18 protein-coding genes are annotated in these 18050 nt (G+C 59.7%); 8 read left to right on the top strand and 10 right to left on the bottom strand.

The window, feature by feature from the left end:
* Positions 1-79: 79 nt before the first annotated feature.
* Positions 80-493, top strand: a complete 414-nt coding sequence (msrB, locus tag ACOKCT_RS00295; RefSeq protein WP_103179256.1) for a peptide-methionine (R)-S-oxide reductase MsrB — start codon at positions 80-82, stop codon at positions 491-493.
* A gap of 42 nt (positions 494-535) precedes the next feature.
* Positions 536-814, top strand: coding sequence for a YeaC family protein (locus ACOKCT_RS00290; protein WP_103179257.1), 279 nt, complete (start codon positions 536-538; stop codon positions 812-814).
* Positions 815-861: 47 nt separating this feature from the next.
* Here the strand turns inward: ACOKCT_RS00290 and ACOKCT_RS00285 are convergent, their stop codons facing one another.
* The 4 genes from ACOKCT_RS00285 to sppA all read right to left on the bottom strand — a co-directional run bounded on the left by ACOKCT_RS00285 (position 862) and on the right by sppA (position 5965).
* A complete protein-coding gene (locus tag ACOKCT_RS00285) occupies positions 862-2118 on the bottom strand; it encodes a glycoside hydrolase family 18 protein (RefSeq protein ID WP_103179258.1) in 1257 nt (418 codons plus the stop codon).
* 263 nt (positions 2119-2381) lie between these two features.
* Entirely contained in the window at positions 2382-3023 is a 642-nt protein-coding gene (gene pncA, locus ACOKCT_RS00280) for a bifunctional nicotinamidase/pyrazinamidase (RefSeq protein ID WP_103179259.1), read from the bottom strand.
* Between the two features lie 9 nt (positions 3024-3032).
* Positions 3033-4049, bottom strand: coding sequence for an asparaginase (ansA, locus tag ACOKCT_RS00275; protein ID WP_103179260.1), 1017 nt, complete (start codon positions 4047-4049; stop codon positions 3033-3035).
* Between the two features lie 59 nt (positions 4050-4108).
* Positions 4109-5965, bottom strand: coding sequence for a signal peptide peptidase SppA (gene sppA / locus ACOKCT_RS00270; RefSeq protein ID WP_420193035.1), 1857 nt, complete (start codon positions 5963-5965; stop codon positions 4109-4111).
* 166 nt (positions 5966-6131) lie between these two features.
* On the opposite strand from sppA, the gene ACOKCT_RS00265 reads away from it, so the two are divergent.
* The 3 genes from ACOKCT_RS00265 to ACOKCT_RS00255 all read left to right on the top strand — a co-directional run bounded on the left by ACOKCT_RS00265 (position 6132) and on the right by ACOKCT_RS00255 (position 9752).
* Entirely contained in the window at positions 6132-6683 is a 552-nt protein-coding gene (locus ACOKCT_RS00265) for an NAD(P)H nitroreductase (RefSeq protein WP_156654341.1), read from the top strand.
* Between the two features lie 116 nt (positions 6684-6799).
* Positions 6800-7843 carry a selenide, water dikinase SelD gene (gene selD / locus ACOKCT_RS00260; protein WP_103179263.1) on the top strand — a complete coding sequence of 348 codons (1044 nt, stop codon included), beginning with the start codon at positions 6800-6802 and terminating at the stop codon, positions 7841-7843.
* A gap of 4 nt (positions 7844-7847) precedes the next feature.
* A complete protein-coding gene (locus ACOKCT_RS00255) occupies positions 7848-9752 on the top strand; it encodes a DNA topoisomerase III (RefSeq protein ID WP_420193034.1) in 1905 nt (634 codons plus the stop codon).
* A gap of 94 nt (positions 9753-9846) precedes the next feature.
* On the opposite strand, the gene gdhA is transcribed toward ACOKCT_RS00255, so the two are convergent.
* Positions 9847-11190: an NADP-specific glutamate dehydrogenase gene (gene gdhA / locus ACOKCT_RS00250; RefSeq protein WP_103179265.1), complete on the bottom strand. Its 1344-nt coding sequence runs from the start codon at positions 11188-11190 to the stop codon at positions 9847-9849.
* A 239-nt stretch (positions 11191-11429) separates the two neighbouring features.
* Between gdhA and ACOKCT_RS00245 the strand changes: the two genes are divergently transcribed.
* The gene (locus tag ACOKCT_RS00245) at positions 11430-11705 is read left to right on the top strand and encodes a YnjH family protein (RefSeq protein ID WP_114387331.1); all 276 of its coding nucleotides are present in this window, start codon (positions 11430-11432) and stop codon (positions 11703-11705) included.
* On the opposite strand, the gene ACOKCT_RS00240 is transcribed toward ACOKCT_RS00245, so the two are convergent.
* Positions 11656-12081: a pyrimidine (deoxy)nucleoside triphosphate diphosphatase gene (locus ACOKCT_RS00240; RefSeq protein ID WP_103179267.1), complete on the bottom strand. Its 426-nt coding sequence runs from the start codon at positions 12079-12081 to the stop codon at positions 11656-11658. The genes ACOKCT_RS00245 and ACOKCT_RS00240 overlap by 50 nt on opposite strands.
* 138 nt (positions 12082-12219) lie before the next feature.
* On the opposite strand from ACOKCT_RS00240, the gene ACOKCT_RS00235 reads away from it, so the two are divergent.
* Both ACOKCT_RS00235 and ACOKCT_RS00230 read left to right on the top strand, forming a co-directional pair.
* Entirely contained in the window at positions 12220-12720 is a 501-nt protein-coding gene (locus ACOKCT_RS00235) for a carboxymuconolactone decarboxylase family protein (protein ID WP_420193168.1), read from the top strand.
* On the top strand, positions 12713-13336 hold the full coding sequence (locus ACOKCT_RS00230) for a CDP-alcohol phosphatidyltransferase family protein (RefSeq protein ID WP_103179268.1): 624 nt from the start codon (positions 12713-12715) through the stop codon (positions 13334-13336). The genes ACOKCT_RS00235 and ACOKCT_RS00230 overlap by 8 nt, the downstream gene beginning before the upstream one ends.
* Here ACOKCT_RS00230 and ACOKCT_RS00225 read toward each other — a convergent pair whose 3' ends face one another.
* The 4 genes from ACOKCT_RS00225 to ACOKCT_RS00210 all read right to left on the bottom strand — a co-directional run bounded on the left by ACOKCT_RS00225 (position 13337) and on the right by ACOKCT_RS00210 (position 18035).
* On the bottom strand, positions 13337-14644 hold the full coding sequence (locus ACOKCT_RS00225; RefSeq protein ID WP_103179269.1) for a sulfurtransferase: 1308 nt from the start codon (positions 14642-14644) through the stop codon (positions 13337-13339).
* Positions 14645-14731: 87 nt separating this feature from the next.
* The gene (locus ACOKCT_RS00220) at positions 14732-15364 is read right to left on the bottom strand and encodes an ATP-binding cassette domain-containing protein (protein WP_263950933.1); all 633 of its coding nucleotides are present in this window, start codon (positions 15362-15364) and stop codon (positions 14732-14734) included.
* Positions 15364-16899 (bottom strand): thiamine ABC transporter permease, encoded by a 1536-nt coding sequence (locus ACOKCT_RS00215; RefSeq protein WP_420193033.1) that lies wholly within the window; start codon positions 16897-16899, stop codon positions 15364-15366. The genes ACOKCT_RS00220 and ACOKCT_RS00215 overlap by 1 nt, the downstream gene beginning before the upstream one ends.
* A complete protein-coding gene (locus ACOKCT_RS00210; protein WP_420193167.1) occupies positions 16872-18035 on the bottom strand; it encodes an ABC transporter substrate-binding protein in 1164 nt (387 codons plus the stop codon). Before ACOKCT_RS00210 ends, ACOKCT_RS00215 begins: the two co-directional genes overlap by 28 nt.
* Positions 18036-18050: the final 15 nt, after the last annotated feature.

Below are 18050 nucleotides of genomic sequence, written 5' to 3'. Positions count from 1 at the left end.
AAAAGTACATACTTCAGTGTTAATGTTTTGTTAGAATCGACAGTAAAAGTTGTCTGTTTCAACTGCGAGATGTAAGCCTATGTCGAATCAACATAACTCCGATGAACTGAAAAAAAACCTCACCGAAATGCAGTTCTACGTGACGCAAAATCACGGGACGGAACCGCCATTCACCGGGCGTCTGCTGCATAACAAAAGGGACGGTGTTTACCACTGCTTGGTCTGTGACGCTGCGCTGTTTAACTCCCAGAGTAAATACGATTCTGGCTGTGGTTGGCCAAGCTTCTATGAACCGGTCAGTGAAGAGGCTATTCACTATCTGAAGGACCTCAGCCACGGTATGGAGCGCATCGAGATCCGCTGCGGAAACTGTGACGCCCATCTCGGTCACGTCTTCCCGGATGGCCCACAGCCGACAGGCGAGCGTTTTTGCGTCAATTCCGCCTCCTTAAGCTTCACCGACGACGAGAATGGCGACCAGACGAAAGGCTGAAAAATCGATTCAGCAAATTATTCCTTCGGAGCCCGATTTAACATGAATATTGAAGAGATGATCAATGGCATGACGCCGGAAGTGTATCAGCGTCTGGTCACGGCGGTAGAGCTGGGCAAATGGGCCGATGGCGTGGCCCTGACCCCGGAGCAGAAAGAGAATTGCCTGCAACTGGTGATGCTCTGGCAGGCGCGCAATAACACCGAAGCGCAGCATATGACCATCGACACCCAGGGCCAGATGGTGATGAAAAGCAAACAGCAGCTGAAGGAAGATTTTGGTATTGCACCGAAGCCGATTGCGACGCTGAAGGTCCAGTAATCAGAACCATTGCAGCCCGGTGAATGGCTCACCGGGCCTGTTTAACGTTACGGGTGTTTTATCCCCAGCGACTCGGCCAGCTGCTTTGCCAGCTGGTTGTTATCATCCGCGCCGTACTCCCAGAACATCGCTCCGGCCAGACCTTTCTCTTTGATGTACTCGGCTTTGATCGCCACCGAGCGCGGGTTTTCATACGACAGGGCAAACAGCGGATTGCCGTTATCGGACTTCACCGACAGCCACGGCACTTTCGCCTCATCGTCCCACTGTTCGGTAAACCGTTTCTGCGGATCGTTTAAAAACGTCTTCACAATGTCGTTGTATTTCACGTAGGTATCTTTGGTCAGATCGTAGCCCAGTGATTTGAACAGGGCGATCTGCTGTGCGCTGAAGTAGGGCTGGGTCGCGGGATTTTTCTGCGCGTCCGGTTTGCTCCAGTCGATACCTGGCTCGACGGCACGTTTCGGCACGCGACCATAGAAGCCGATACCCAGGTTCATCTGCTGCGGCTTCAGCCCGGCGGCCAGATAGTTGTTCACCACAAAGTCGACGCTATATTTATCCGCGGCGGCAACGGTCGGCCAGGCGCTGGAGTCATACAGATTGGCGTTAAAATACTGGGTGCCATACGCCATGTCGTAGGTCATCAGGTTGATGTAATCGAGCAGGGGCGCCACTGCCTTCACGTCCACCCAGCTTTTTGGGCTCTCGGCGTTGGCGCCCACCGCGATGGTCACCAGTTTTTTATGTCCGAACGCGGTACGCAGTTCTTTCAGCAGGGCGGTAAAGTTAGCCCGGTCTTCTGGCTTGCTGGCGACCAGCCCCCATGCGCCGTTAACCGGGAACTCCCAGTCGAGATCGATCCCGTCGAGGCCATATTTCTCTACGATCGCCTGAGCTGAGCGGATAAACACCGCGCGGGTCTCCGGGGTGGATGCCGCGCCCGAGAAGCCACGAGCCCCCCAGCCGCCGACAGAGAGGAGCACCTTAAGGGCAGGGTTCTGTTTACGCAGGACAGGGAGCAAAGCCAGATCGGCTTCAACCTTAGGAGATAACCAGATTTGATGCAGTCTGGCCGGGTCTTTTAACGCCGGATTGGTTTCGTCTTTCTCGTCGTTATAGATCAGACCAAAGGAGTAGTTCAGGTGGGTGATCTGGCGAACATCGAGTTTATTGATATCCCCGCCCGGCCCGGCAGTGACGTCGCCGCCACCGTTAAAATAGCCGACGGACATCAGCGAACTGGCGGAAGCAATGGATGCGCAGAGCAGGGGTAAAGCTGCCAGCAAGGGCAAACGTTTCATAGCAATTCCTCTTCAATTTTGACGGTAAAAAAAGCACGCCACGTAAGGGCGTGGCGAAAAAAGTGCCAAAAAAGAATAACATTGCCGTCTCGCTGAGAGTGCGAGGCAGTTCACTTTATGAGACTTAATGAGAATTATGCCCGGTGGCGCTGCGCTTGCACGGGCCTACGGGTGACGGGGTTTTGCCCGGCGGCGCTGCGCTTGCACGGGCCTGGGGGTTTTGTAGGCCGGGTAAGGCGTAGCCGCCACCCGGCACAAGGCTATCAGGCCTGCGTCTCCTGCCAGTCCGCCAGCGTATACAGCGTCGCACCTTCCGCCGCCATATCCATAAACGCCTGGGCGCTGTCCTGGCGCTGAATATTCACCCCGCGACAACCGTCGGTAATGACGTTCACCCGGTAACCCAGCTGCAAAGCATCCAGCACGGTAAATTTCACGCAGTAGTCCGTCGCCAGCCCCATCACAATCAGCTCCACAATTTCGTGATGGCGCAGCCACTGATCCAGCCCCGTTTTTTGCCGGTGCCCATTGTCGAAAAAGGCGCTGTAGCTGTCGATGTCAGGGTTTTCACCCTTCTGGAACACCGCGTCAATGGCTTTGCTGTTAAGCAGGGGATGCAGCTCTGCGCCTTCGGTATGCTGCACGCAGTGATCGGGCCAGAAGGTCTGCGGCAGGCCGTCCAGTTCGCCCTCGGTAAAGGGCTCAACGTCATGCTGGCTGGCAAAACTGCCGTGATCCGCCGGGTGCCAGTCCTGGCTGGCAACCACCGCTTCACCGCGCGCCTTACACCACGCAATCAGTTCGTTGGCGACGTCTACCGTACTGTCGCCTTCGGCCACCGCCAGCGCGCCGCCCGCGCAAAAATCATTCTGTAAATCGACCAGTAACAGGGCTCGTTGCTTCATAGGAACTCCTTATTCGTCTGGCGTCAGTTCGCCACGCAGGTTTTGCATCATCGCGGTGCGGATCGCCTGCACATCCAGATCCTGACTGAGTAAGTAGTGAAGTTTAGTCAGCGTGGCCTCGACCGTCATATCGAATCCGCTCACTACCCCCGCTTGCGCCAGGGCGTTACCGGTGGCGTAGCCGCCCATATTTACTTTACCGGACATACACTGGGTCAGGTTCACCACCACAATCCCACGGCTGCTCGCCTCCTGAAGTTCTTTCAGGAACTCGCCGTTCTGCGGGGCGTTACCCACGCCGTAGGAGCGCAGGATAAGCGCTTTCACCGGCTGACGGAGGAAGTTACGTACCACCTCGGCGGAGATACCGGGGTAGATCGTCACCACGCCAATGGGCTGCGGGGTGATCGGATGGACCACCAGCTCGCCGGAGGTGTGCGGCGCCGGAGGCGTACCGAGGCGGCGAATATGAATACCCGCTTCCAGCAGTGGCGTGAGGTTCGGTGAGGCAAAAGCATCAAAGCCGTCGGCGTGGGCCTTGGTGGTGCGGTTTCCACGGTAGAGCCGGTTATTGAAGAACAGGCTCACTTCGTTGATCGGGAAATTGGCCGCCACGTAGAGGGAATTAAGCAGGTTGATCTGCCCGTCGGAACGCAACTCCGCCAGCGGGATCTGCGATCCGGTGACGATCACCGGCTTACTGAGGTTTTCCAGCATGAAGGAGAGCGCCGAGGCGGTAAACGCCATGGTGTCGGTGCCGTGCAGGATCACAAAGCCGTCGTAGTCGTCGTAATGCGCTTTAATGTCGTCGGCGATGTGCTGCCAGTCTTCCGGGGTCATGTCGGAAGAGTCCATCAGCGGATCATATTCGTGAATGGTGAAGTCCGGCATCTCCGGGCGGTGGAATTCAGGCATTAACGCCAGCTGGCGCTGCAGATGGCCAGATACCGGGATGTAGCCATTTTCCGAACGCTGCATACCGATGGTACCGCCGGTATAGGCCACATAAATTGATTTCTTTTGCATGATGTAAGGTTCGTTTGCTTCAAAGAAAAATCCCCTCTTCGCGGAAGAGGGGATGGGAATTACCGTACGTTAGCGCAGGTGAGGCAGAACGCGTAGCGGTTTTGCGGATCGTTGAAGGTGGCCAGCTTGTCGCCCTCGGCTTTGACCGCTTTCGCCGCCGTGGCGACCGGAGCGGGCAGGTAAGCCTGCAGCGCGTCTGGCAGCATGGCTTTTACCGAGCCGGAGACGCTGTCCATCACAAGATCCATGAAGGTCGGCTCATCCTGATAGAAATCGACGTGCCACTGCTTCAGCTTCGCCAGTTCAGCGGCTTTGGCGACGGCATCATCGAAGTCGCCCAGGTTATCCACCAGACCGTTGCTCTTCGCATCCTGACCTGTCCAGACGTGACCCTGGGCAATCTGGTCGATCTGTTCCGGGGTTCGCTTACGGGAGTCGGCCACCAGGGTGATGAAGCGCTTGTAGCCATTCTCAATGCTGAGCTGCATCATCTGCGACACTTCCGGCGGTAACGCTTTGGTTACGGCAATGTCGGCCAGCGGCGACGTGGCGACGCCATCGGTATGCACCCCCAGATAGTCGAGGCTGTTTTCAACGGTGTTAATCACCCCGAAGATGCCAATCGAGCCGGTAAGGGTGCTCGGGTTCGCCACGATGTAGTTCGCCGGGGTGGAGATCCAGTAGCCCCCGGAGGCCGCCATGCCGCCCATGGAGACCACCACCGGTTTCCCGGCGGCGCGCGCGGCTGCCAGCTCAGCGCGGATCACTTCCGATGCGCTGACGCTGCCGCCCGGGCTGTTAACCCGCAGCACAATCGCTTTCACTTTCGGGTCGAGGCGCGCGTCGCGGATTTGTGCGGCAGTGGTATCACCCCCGACGTTGCCCGGCGTCTCTTCGCCATCCATGATCGCGCCGTTCGCGAAGACCACGGCGATGCTGTCCCCGGTATCGGCACGTTTTTTCGCCTGATAATCATAGAAGCTGATGGCGCTGTAGTTCTTCTCCTCTTTGCTCCAGCCGAACTGTTTGGTCAGGGACTTTTCAATTTCGGCGCTTGAGCCCAGGGCATCCACAAGCTTGTTATCCAGCGCATATTTCGCGGTATCGCCATCAACCTTACGCAGCCCATCCAGCACGCCCTGGGCGCCCGGGAAGACCTGCCCGGCGGTGATCTGGCGGTTAGCGGCCACGGTGCTGAGGTAGTTCTGCCACAGTTCGCCAATCCAGCGGCTGTCCGCTTCACGGGCGGCAGGGGACATATCGTCGCGGATAAACGGCTCAACGGCAGATTTATAGGTCCCGACGCGGAAGACGTGGGTGGTGACCTTCAGCTTATCGAGCAGCGATTTGTAATAGAGGCCGTTAGTGGCAAAACCGTGCAGATCGACCGCGCCCTGCGGCGAGAGCCACACTTTATTGGCAAAGCTCGCCAGATAGTACTGCCCCTGGCTGTAGTTATCGCCCACCGCAATCACCGGTTTGCCGCTGTCGCGGAATTCCCGCAGCGCTTTACCGATATACTGCATCGAAGGCTGATCCGCCCCGGCAAAGTTCTTCAGATCCAGCACGATGCCGGTAATGTTGCGATCGTCCTTCGCCTGACGAATGGCGTCGACGATATCGAACAGTGAGTTTTCCTGCAGACGGTCACCGCTGGCACCAAACAGCTGGCGGCCCAGCACGCCAAGGCGATTGCTGGTGGACGGTTTATCCACCACCACGCCGGCGATATCCAGCAGCAGCGCGCCACGCCCGGCGCTCTGACTCTGGCTGGAGGCGCTGAGGTGCATCCAGACACCGACGCAAACTATCACAAACAGGATGAAAAAGAGGTTCATCACCAGGTTGCGGACGAAATTGAGCAGTCGCCACGTCCATTTAAAAAAGCCGGCAAACAGTCGCCAGAGGGTTCGCATGTATTCTCCCTGTCCAGATAATTACCTATTCCGTCGCTACTGGACGGCGTTGTCGGGCTATCGTAATGACCCGACCGTCACTTGTCAGCAGGAATCGCCTGCTACGCTGTAACAAAATCTGCCGTCGTGTTAATTTTGAGTAAATTTCAAGACAGGAGTTAACCCAATGGATGCACTCGAACTGCTTGTTAACCGTCGTAGCGCAGCGCGTCTGGCGGAGCCCGCGCCAGCAGGCGAACAGCTGGAGAATATTCTTCGCGCCGGAATGCGCGCCCCGGATCACGGTACCTTGCAGCCGTGGCACTTCTTTATCATCGAAGGGGAAGGACGCGAGCGCTTCAGCACCCTGCTGGAGAAGGGCGCTGTTGCCGCCGGGCAGGATGAAAAGGCGATTGAGAAAGCCCGTAACGCGCCGTTCCGCGCCCCGATGATCATCGCCGTGGTCGCGAAATGCCAGCCGCAGCACAAGGTGCCGGTGTGGGAGCAGGAGATGTCCGCGGGCTGCGCGGTCATGGCGATGCAGATGGCGGCAGTCGCCCAGGGCTATAACGGTATCTGGCGTAGCGGCGCACTGACCGACAGCCCGGTCGTGCGGGAAGGCCTCGACTGCGGCGCAGATGATAAAATCGTCGGTTTCCTCTATCTGGGCACCCCGCAGCTTAAAGCCTCCACCACCGTTTCCGTGCCTGACACCGCGCCTTTTATCACCCGTTTCTGATTAATGGCATAAAACTGTCTGGATCCTGAGCAAGTGCAGCAGAATTCAGACAGTCATACTTATCACTTAATGGAATGAGCGCTAACATAGTGCAATTGTAATGAAAGGAGATTGTCATGAGCGAGCAAGCTATTCGTTTAACGCAATACAGCCATGGAGCCGGTTGCGGTTGTAAAATTTCCCCCAAAGTGCTGGAAACCATTCTGCACAGCGAGCAGGCGAAGTTTATCGACCCGAACCTGCTTGTTGGCAATGAAACCCGCGATGATGCTGCCGTCTACGATCTGGGTAACGGCACCAGCATTATCAGCACCACCGATTTCTTTATGCCGATCGTCGACAATCCCTACGATTTCGGGCGCATTGCGGCCACGAACGCCATCAGCGACATTTTTGCAATGGGCGGCAAGCCGATCATGGCGATTGCGATCCTTGGCTGGCCGATTAACACCCTGGCCCCGGAGATCGCCCGCGAGGTAATCGAGGGCGGGCGTTTCGCCTGCCAGCAGGCGGGGATCGCCCTGGCGGGTGGCCACTCCATTGATGCCCCGGAGCCGATTTTTGGCCTGGCGGTGACCGGCGTGGTGCCAACGGAGCGCGTCAAGCGCAACAGCACCGCGGAAGCGGGCTGCAAGCTGTTCCTCACCAAGCCGCTGGGCATTGGCGTGCTCACCACCGCCGAGAAAAAATCGCTGCTGTTGCCTGAGCACAAAGGGCTGGCAACAGAGGTGATGTGCCAGATGAACCTTGCCGGTGCTGCCTTTGCCGACATCGAGGGGGTGAAGGCGATGACCGACGTCACCGGTTTTGGCCTGCTGGGCCACCTGAGCGAAGTGTGCCAGGGCGCAGGCGTTCAGGCGCAGGTCTGGTATCACGAGGTACCGAAGCTGCCGGGCGTGGAAGCCTACATTGCGCAAGGCGCGGTCCCGGGCGGCACGCAGCGTAACTTCGCCAGCTACGGCCATCTGATGGGTGAGATGCCTGCCGAGTGGCGCGATCTGCTGTGCGACCCGCAGACCTCCGGCGGCCTGCTGCTGGCCGTGACGCCAGACGCCGAAGAGGCAGTGCGCGCGACCGCCGCCGAGTTCGGTATTACCCTGACCGCCATTGGCGAGCTGGTGACCGCCCGCGGTGGCCGTCCGATGATTGAGATCCGTTAATTCAATGCGGTTATTTATTGCCGAAAAACCCAGCCTTGCCCGGGCGATTGCGGACGTTTTACCCAAACCGCATCGCAAGGGTGACGGCTACATTGAGTGCGGAAACGGCCAGGTGGTCACCTGGTGTATCGGCCACCTGCTGGAGCAGGCCCAGCCGGACGCCTACGACAGCCGCTATGCGCGCTGGAATCTTAACGATCTGCCCATCGTGCCGGAGAAGTGGCAGCTGCAGCCGCGCCCGTCGGTCACCAAACAGCTCAACGTCATTAAGCGGTTGCTGAACGAGGCATCCGAGGTGATCCACGCCGGTGACCCGGACAGGGAAGGGCAGCTGCTGGTGGACGAGGTGCTGGATTACCTGGGTCTGGCGCCGGAAAAACGCCAGCAGGTGCAGCGCTGTCTGATTAACGACCTCAACCCGCAGGCGGTAGAGCGGGCCATCACCCGTCTGCGCGCCAACAGCGAGTTTGTCCCGCTGTGCGTGTCGGCGCTGGCCCGTGCCCGCGCCGACTGGCTCTACGGCATCAACATGACCCGCGCCTATACCATTCTCGGGCGCAACGCGGGTTACCAGGGGGTGCTCTCCGTTGGCCGGGTGCAAACGCCGGTGCTGGGGCTGGTGGTGCGTCGCGACGAAGAGATCGAGAACTTTGTCGCCAAAGACTTCTTCGAGGTGAAAGCCCATATTGTCACCCCGAAGGACGAACGCTTTACTGCAGTCTGGCAGCCGAGTGAGGCCTGTGAACCCTACCAGGATGAAGAGGGACGCCTGCTGCATCGTCCGCTGGCCGATCACGTGGTGACCCGCATCCAGGGCCAGCCTGCCGTCGTCACCAGCTATAACGATAAACGGGAATCAGAACCCGCGCCGCTGCCGTTCTCCCTCTCTGCTTTGCAGATCGAGGCGGCAAAACGCTACGGCCTGAGCGCGCAAAACGTACTCGATATCTGCCAGAAGCTGTACGAGACGCACAAACTCATTACCTACCCGCGTTCCGACAGCCGCTACCTGCCAGAAGAGCATTTCGCCGGGCGCCACGCGGTGCTGAACGCCATTGCCGTACACGCCCCCGATCTCGTGCCACAGCCGGTGGTCAACCCGGATACCCGCAACCGCTGCTGGGACGATAAAAAGGTGGATGCCCACCACGCCATCATTCCCACCGCGCGCAGCAGTTCCGTCAACCTGACGGATAACGAATCGAAGATTTATACCCTCGTGGCCCGCCAGTATCTGATGCAATTCTGCCCCGATGCGGTGTTCCGCAAGTGCGTCATTGAGCTGGAGATCGCCAAAGGCAAGTTTATTGCCAAGGCGCGTTTTCTGGCGGAAGCAGGGTGGCGCACGCTGCTGGGCAATAAAGAGCGGGATGAGGAGAACGACGGTACGCCGTTGCCGGTGGTGAAAAAAGAGGATGAATTGCTGTGCGAGAAGGGCGAAGTGGTGGAGCGACAGACCCAGCCGCCGCGGCACTTTACCGACGCCACGCTGCTCTCCGCGATGACCGGTATCGCCCGCTTTGTGCAGGATAAAGATCTGAAGAAGATCCTCCGCGCCACTGACGGCCTGGGAACCGAAGCGACCCGCGCCGGGATCATTGAGCTTCTGTTCAAACGCGGTTTTCTGCACAAGAAAGGGCGTTATATCCACTCGACGGATGCCGGAAGGGCGCTGATCCACTCCCTGCCGGAGATGGCCGCGAGGCCAGACATGACCGCCCACTGGGAGTCGGTGCTTACTCAGATCAGCGAAAAGCAGTGTCGCTACCAGGACTTTATGCAGCCACTGGTGGGTACGCTGTTCGATCTGATCAACCAGGCGCGAAATACGTCGGTGAGGGATTTTCGCGGCATGGTGGCACCGGGCGGCGACAAGAAGAAAAAGTTTAAGAAGAAGAGTGCGGCCTGAGAATTTGCCCGGTGGCGCTGCGCTTACCGGGCCTACGGTTTGAGGTTTTTGTAGGCCGGGTAAGGCGAAGCCGCCACCCGGCACAGCCACACAATCAGATCACACCCTGACCCATCATCGCATCCGCAACCTTCACAAATCCGGCGATGTTCGCGCCGCGAACGTAGTTGGTCTGTTTCTCTTCCCCGCCGTACTCGACGCAGGCGTGGTGAATATCCAGCATGATATGGTGCAGACGCGCATCCACTTTCTCCGCCTTCCAGCCCATGCGAGCGGCGTTTTGCGCCATCTCGAGGCCAGAGGTCGCCACGCCGCCTGCGTTAGCCGCTTTACCCGGGGCAAACAGCACGTTCGCTTCCAGGAACAGGTCGGTGGCTTCAATGGTGGTGGGCATGTTGGCCCCTTCAGCTACCGCTTTCACGCCGTTGGCGATAAGCTGGCGCGCGGCATCAACATCCAGTTCGTTCTGGGTGGCGCACGGCAGGGCGATATCCACCGGCACTGACCACGGCTGTTTGCCTTCAAGGTAGGTCAGACCGAATTCACGGGCATAGTCGGCCACGCGACCGTCGCGGCTGGCTTTGATTTCGCACAGGCGCGCCAGTTTTTCGGTTGTAAAGCCCGCTTCATCCACCACGGTGCCGCTGGAGTCGGAGGCGGTGATGACGCGTGCGCCGAACTGCATCGCTTTTTCGATAGCGTACTGAGCCACGTTGCCGGAGCCGGATACGGCGACACGCATGCCCTCAAAGCTCATCCCATGACGCTTCAGCATCGCTTCAGTGAAATAGACCAGACCGTAACCGGTGGCTTCCGGGCGGATCAGGCTGCCGCCGAAGGAGAGGCCTTTCCCGGTAAAGACGCAGGCGCTGTTGTTGGAGAGTTTTTTCATCATCCCGGCCATAAAGCCCACTTCGCGTCCGCCAACCCCGATATCGCCAGCCGGTACGTCGGTGTCGGCGCCCAGGTGACGATAGAGTTCCGTCATCAGCGCCTGGCAGAAACGCATCACTTCACCTTCGCTTTTGCCTTTCGGATCAAAATCGCTGCCGCCTTTGCCGCCGCCCATCGGCAGGGTGGTCAGGGCATTTTTAAAGGTCTGTTCAAAGCCGAGGAACTTCAGAATCGACAGGTTTACCGACGGATGGAAACGCATGCCCCCCTTGAACGGGCCGATCGCCGAGTTGAACTGTACGCGCCAGGCACGGTTAACCTGTACCTGGTTGCGGTCATCAACCCAGACCACGCGGAACTGGATCACGCGTTCAGGTTCAACCAGGCGCTCAAGCAGGGACATCTGACGATAGCGGGGATTTTGTTCCAGGAATGGCCAGAGGGTGGTCATTACTTCGCGGACGGCCTGAGCAAATTCGCTCTGGTGCGGGTCACGCTGCTGAACACGATTCAGAAAGGAGTCAAGGGAGCAAGCCTGGTCCATAACTATAAGTTCCTCTAATATATTGGGATTATTTAATTTGTAACAAATATCTTCGTGATGTTGTGTTTTTCGACTATACCACCCGACAGGCTTTGTGACGCAAGCTAAATTTCGTCCTCAAGTTAAATTCATTAAACGCGCCGGGTCATAATAAAAAACGATGACCGAAGGGGGGATTAAAGCTTCGCGCTGTTTTTACCGTTATAGTGAATATCAGGACATAACAGGAAGAAGCGTCGATGAAGCGTATTGTGATGGCTGTTTTGCTTGGGGTTTTCGCGGCTGGCAGTCAGGCCGATCAGCGGTTTGGAACCGGGGTGGATGTGAATATCCCGCCGGAGATCTTCAGCTCCAGCGGTCAGCGTCCACCGCCGTGTAACCAGTGCTGTATCTATCAGGATCAGAACTATTCAGAAGGGGCGGTGGTAAAAGCCGAGGGGGTATTGTTGCAGTGCCAGCGCGATCCTAACGCCCTGAGTACGAATCCGCTGGTGTGGCGTCGCGTAAGAGAATAAACGCCTGTAACAAAGGGATATCTGCCGGGGCGAGGTCGTAATCCAGCGCCTCGTGCGGTGAACACCATACCAGCTGGCTGTGATAGCGCGCTTCCGGCGTGCCGGTGAATTCCGCGACGTGCCAGGCGTGTAGGTTAATCAGTCGCTGGGACACTTCCCGTTGATGGCTGGCGATATACTCTGCGGGGCAGGCCTCAATGCCCAACTCCTCGCGCAGTTCACGCACTAATGCCGCGGGCTGGGTTTCCCCCGCCTCCACTTTTCCCCCGGCAAACTCCCACAGACCGGGCTGATCCGCATGCAGCGGGCGTTGCGCCAGTAAAATTTTGCCATCCCGTTCGAGAATAGCGCAGACAACATCGAGTGTTTTTAGCATGGTCGTCAATAATGAATAAAAGAAAAAGAGTTAGGATCTGCGCACTTAACACGCCAGGAGCATCCTGTGAACGAGAGACCACCCGTCTGGGTTAAACCCATCGAATCCATTCCCACCATTCTAACGCCTGTCGCGGCAATGCAGAAAAAACATTATGGCGCAGTGCTTAATCCGCTGCGCTGGTGGGGAAGAATGCCCCGGCTGTTCTGGCTGGTAGCGCTGTTTGTAGGCTTTCTGGAACGCAAAAAATCGCCCCTTGAGCTGGTACTGCGTTCGCTGCTGATGACCCGCGTCTCGCAGATCTGCCACTGCGCCTTTTGCATCGATGCCAACGCGCTGCGCCTGGCGGAACGCAGCGGCGGGCTGGATAAGGTGCAGGCCGTCGCGACATGGCGCGACAGCAGCCTGTTCAGCGATAAGGAGCGCGCCGCGCTGGCCTATGCGGAAGCCGTTACCGCCACGCCGCCGGTGGTGGATGAGGCCACCAAAGCGGCGCTGCGCCAGTACTTCAATGACGAGGCGATTACCGAGATGACGGCGCTGATTGGTTTTCAGAATTTATCCGCCCGCTTTAACGCGGCGCTGGATATCCCCTCCCAGGGGTTGTGCGCGATAAGAGGAGAAAAACAGGATGCTTGACCGCCACCTTCATCCGCGCATCAAGCCGCTGCTCAACCGGCTGGTCGCAACCCTGGATAAACCGGGCATCACCCCGGACGGTATTACGCTGATGGGCTTTGCCATCGGGGTACTGGCGCTGCCGTTTCTGGCGCTGGGCTGGTACCTGGCGGCGCTGGTGGCCATTGCGCTGAACCGCTTGCTCGATGGGCTGGACGGCGCGCTGGCCCGGCGGCGCGGGCTGAGCGATGCCGGAGGCTTTCTCGATATCTCCCTTGATTTCCTCTTCTATGCCCTGGTGCCCTTTGGCTTTGCCCTGGCGGATCCGGTTAACAATGCGCTGCCTGCCGCCTGGCTGCTGTTTGCCTTTATCGGCACCGGGAGCAGTTTTCTGGCGTTTGCTGCCCTGGCCGCGAAGCATGAGATAGACAATCCAGGCTATGCCCACAAGTCGTTTTACTATCTGGGTGGCCTGACGGAGGGGACGGAAACGCTGCTGCTGTTCGTGCTCTTTTGCCTGTTCCCGGCGCATTTCGGGTGGCTGGCGTGGGTGTTTGGCGCGTTGTGCTGGCTCACCACCACAACGCGCATCTGGAGCGGGTATCTGACGCTGAAGGAGGTTCAGCGCCAGCCGTGATCACCGCGAGCTGTCTGGCCCGCGTTCCCCAGCCACTACCGGGTTCTGCGGGTTGCTGCTCCACTCATACCAGCCGCCGTCATAGACGCCGATATGTTTCCAGCCCATCGCCCGGGCATACATAAAGGTTTCTGATGCCCGCCAGCCGGTGCCGCAGTAGAAGGCCACCTGCTGATCCGGCAGAATGTTCCACTGCTTCCACATCCTGGCGATATCATCCGCGCTGCGCATGGTGCCGTCCGGGTTATGGAAATCCTCCATATGGGTCGAGTCGCTTCCGGCGTGGCCCCAGCGGGCGCCCTGGATCTCCCCTTTAGGTTTGATGTAGCTGTAGCCGCTGGTGACACCGGTAAACTCCGGCCACGAGCGAACGCTCACCAGCGAAGCGTCCTGACGATGCAGCAGGCCGCGGGCCTGTTCGGTGCTCAGCATCAGCTGCGGCTGACCGGGGATCGGCGCGCCAAAGTCGGCGGCGGGTTTGACATCGTCGGGCGTGCCGCGCTCGACCGGCAGCTTCGCGTCATCCCACGCTTTCCAGCCGCCGTCCAGCAGGCGTACATCTTTCACGCCGGCATACAGCATGATCTGCGCCACGCGCGCGGCGGCGTAGACATCGCGTCCGTAGAGGATCACTGTGGTGTCATGGCGGATGCCGTGTTTCGCCAGCATCGCCTTCAGATCGGCATCAGAGACCTTGTTCCACAGCGGCTCGCTTTCCACTTCGTTGGTGTCGATATAGTCCGCGCCGGGAATGTGGCTCAACAGATAAAATTTCGGCGCACCCCAGGCGGCCTCAATCACTTTCCACTCGCCGGCAGGGGCGGCAGGGACCGTTTTTCCCTGCTGGAGCTGATGCAGCCACTGGGGATAGACCAGCTGTTCGAAATGGGCGAGACGCTGCAGGCGAGACGAGGTTTGCAGGGCATCACCGAGCAGGGTGATGTGGCTGAAGCCTGCCTCAGTCAGCCGCGCCTTCACGGCCTGGTTATCGCTCTCGCTGCCATATAATGCGATGGGGGTGGTCAGCGTCAGTTGATGCCGCATGGCCCAGGCTTTCAGCTGCGCCTCAGACATGGCACCCAGCCAGCTGGCAGAGAGGTTAAGAGCCGAAGGCTCATGTCCGGATGGGCCGTTCAGCCTCTGGGGCCAGCCGTTGTAAAAGGCGCTGATGCGGGTATCGATCACCGCGCCTTTCTGCTGCTGAAGCTCTTTGAGCGTGAGGGAAGGCGCCATATCAGCGGCAAAAGAGAAGAAAGAGGCGAGACCTAACGCGGCGGTCAGCGCGGTCAGTTGAGAAACACGTTTCATCGAAATGCCCGTCGTAAGAAAAAAGAGCGGTGATTGTGGCAATCCTCCCGACAAAAAACGTTGCGTTTGCGCAGGTTGCCATGGGATTCATTGCCACTTCTCCATCGCCAGCACCCGACCCGCAGCAGGGATATCCTCTTCATCGTGGGTCACCTGAACGACGGGAATGCGCCGGGCGCGCACTTCGGCAAATACCCAGCGGCGAAACTGGTCGCGCAGCGTTTTATCCAGTCGGCTAAAGGGTTCATCAAGCAGCAGCGCCTGGGGCCGGGCCAGCAGGGCGCGCAGCAGGCTGACCCGGGCGCGCTGCCCGCCGGACAGCGTGGCGGGATCGCGCTGAAAAAAACCGGGCAAATCGGCGGCATCCAGCGCCGCGATTACCTGCTGTTTACGCTGCTCCCCTTTGATGGACGCCGGAAGCGCCAGCAGCAAATTCTGTCCGACGCTGAAATGATCAAAAAGCAGTGCATCCTGAAACAGCAGACCCAGGCCGCGCTGTTCGGTGGGCAGCGTGTCGCAGCGCCGGGCATTGATCCACAGCTCCCCTTCGGCGCGAAAATCAGCGGGCAGGGCACCTACCATCCAGGCAAACAGCGACGATTTGCCGCTGCCGGAAGAGCCCATCAGGGTGAGGATTTCACCGGGTGGCACCGAAAAACTGACGTTGTGCAGCAGCGCCGTCTGACGCAGAGAGAGCGAAACATCCTTAACCACAAGCATTAACGTAACCCCTGTCGAAAACGGCCAACCAGCCGGGAAAGCAAAATGCAGGCGGCGAAAATCAGCATCGGCAGCAGCAGTTGCCAGAGCGCCTGGGCTGCCAGCACCGCGCTACTGCCGCCGCTGCTGAGCGCCACCGCGTCGGTGGTGAGGGTGGCAAACCGTCCGCTACCCAGCCACAGGGTGGGCAGATACTGCGCCACGCTGACGGAAAAGCCGACGGCAAACGCCGTCAGTGCCGGGCGGATCATCTGCGGGCATTTGATCAGCCAGAAAATTTTAAGCGATCCCCAGCCGAGGGTGCGGGCTGTCAGGATCAGGCGCGGATCGAGCCTGCGCCACGCCGGTTGCATCACCAGCAGCATCCACGGCAGCACCCACAGTAAATGTCCCCACAGCACGGCGACAAACTGCCCGTCCAGCTGCAACAGCAGCGCCAGCCGGTACTGCCCGGCCACCAGCGGCAGGGCGGGAAGGGCCAGCGGCAGCCAGACCCAGAATCCCCCGCGCTGCGGGCCCCATTCGAGCCAGAGCAGGATCATCCCCAGCGCTATCCCCGCTGAGAGCAGCCCCAGCGTCAGACTCACCCCGGCCGTCTCCCGCGAAACGCTGGCATTGCCCGCCACCAGAACCAGCACCGCGATGCTGGCGATCCCGGCCAGGGGGAGCAGCAGGCCGCAGGCTCGCCCTGTTAGCAGCGGACGCGGCATCGGGCGCTCCCCGGAGATGGCCGGAATGGTGGTTCGCCAGCGCCGCCAGCTGATAAATATCGCGATGGCAATCAGCTCCAGCAGCAGAAGCAGGATCACGCACACCAGCATCCCCTTGGCCTGCTGGACGTTGTCCCCCTGCGTCAGCCACTGCCACGCCAGCACCGCCAGGGTGGGGGGATTACCCGGCCCGAGGATCAGGGCCACATCCACCACCGACAGCGACCAGGCGATCACCGCCAGCATCACAGCCCCCAGAGCAGGCGCAATGGCGGGCAGGATCAGCCAGCGCAGCGCCTGCCAGCGTCCGTAACCCAGCGATCGCAGGATCGTCACCTTTTGCGCCAGCTCTTTTTCCGGCAGCGAGGCGTAAATCGCCCAGACCACAAAGGCGCTCTCCTTGACGGCGAGGGTCAGCCCCAGCCCGATCCCGTAGCGATCCACTATCGGTGAACAGAGAGAACAGAGGCGGTAGAGTTCTCCCCCTTCGGCAAATATCAGCAGCACGCTGACGGCAAACGCCACGTGGGGGATCGCCAGCAGCCACGGCAGATGGTTGCACAGGCGTCGCCAGCGGCTGCCGGGCCACAGCGCGGCCACCACCGCCAGGGCCAGCATCAGCGCCCCGGCGGCGGCAATCAGAGTGGAAACCAGCGTGGCGGCCAGCGCCTGCGGGATCTGCGGATCGGCGGCCAGCGCCCGCCAGTTATCAAGGGAGAAGATCGGGGGCAGCAGCAGGCCGAAGGCGGGCAGCAGCGGCAGGTACACCGCCGCCATCAGCAGCCAGGCAAGCCCGCTTAGTGGGTGCCGTAACGACGCAGCCATTCCTGCTCCAGCGCATTCACCCAGGCGGCATGTGGTTCAGCGAGCGTTGGCGGAAGCTCAGTCGGCATAAACTGGCGCAATTTATCCGCCGCTGCCGCCGGGAGTTTTTGTGGATCCAGCACAGTGGGATCGCCCCAGTTAGCCGGGTCCGCCTTGCGGATCTGTGCCTGCGGCGAGAGCAGGAAATTCGCGACGACTTTCGCCCCCGCGCTGGCGGAGGCGTTGGCCGGGATCGCCACAAAATGTACGTTGCCGATCATCCCCTGTTGAAAACCAAAGCTGTAGCTGTCTGCGGGCAGCGCTTTGCTGGCCACTTTCTGCCGGGCGTGGGCCGGGTTAAAGGTGATCGACAGGTTTAAATTGCCGCTGGCCAGCAGGGCATCCATCCGCGCCGGTGAAGGGGGGAAGTCTTTGCCCTCGCGCCACAGGTACGGATGTAGTTTATCGAGATAAGTCCAGAGCGGCGCGGTCACCCGGGCAAAGGTGGCGCTGTCGGGCGGCTGTTTCAGCGCCTCCGGCTGGGTGGTTTGCGTCAGCAGAAGCTGTTCCAGAAACGCGGTGCCGGTAAAGTCGGGCGGGCGCGGATAGGTGATGGTGCCGGGATGTTGCGTGGCGTACGCCAGCAGCGCCTGCGGGTCAGCCAGCGGCTGCGGCAGGCTCTTGCGGCTGGCGATAAAGGTCAGCTGGGCGCTGCCCCACGGAGACTCGGCTCCCTCGGTCGGGATGGCAAAATCTTCCGTCACCGGTTTCGCGGTATCCACATAGCGCCAGTCAGGCAGCATTTGCGCCCAGCCGGTCTGCAACAGCCCGGCGGTTTTGAGGGTGCGGAAGTTCTCGCCGTTGACCCACAGTAGATCTACCGAACCGTTGGTTTTGCGCCCGGCGCTGGCCTCGGTCTGGATGCGCTTCACCGCGTCGGCGGCATCCGCCAGACGGACAATCTTCAGGTTTATGGCGTAGTGGCTTTTCATCTCCCCGCTCACCCAGTCCAGGTAGCGGTTCACCGCCTCATCGCCGCCCCAGGCGTTAAACCAGACGGTCTGGCCCCGGGCCTCCTCTTTGATTTTCTGCCAGCCCTCATCGGCCAGCGCGTGTCCTGTCATCAGCAGGCCCGTTAACAACATGCAAAAACGCACACGGCGCATAGTGCC

Origin of the sequence: Leclercia sp. M-A074-M, assembly GCF_965195605.1 — a bacterium.
Classification (GTDB): domain Bacteria; phylum Pseudomonadota; class Gammaproteobacteria; order Enterobacterales; family Enterobacteriaceae; genus Enterobacter.
This window is presented reverse-complemented; position numbering and strand designations above follow the sequence as displayed.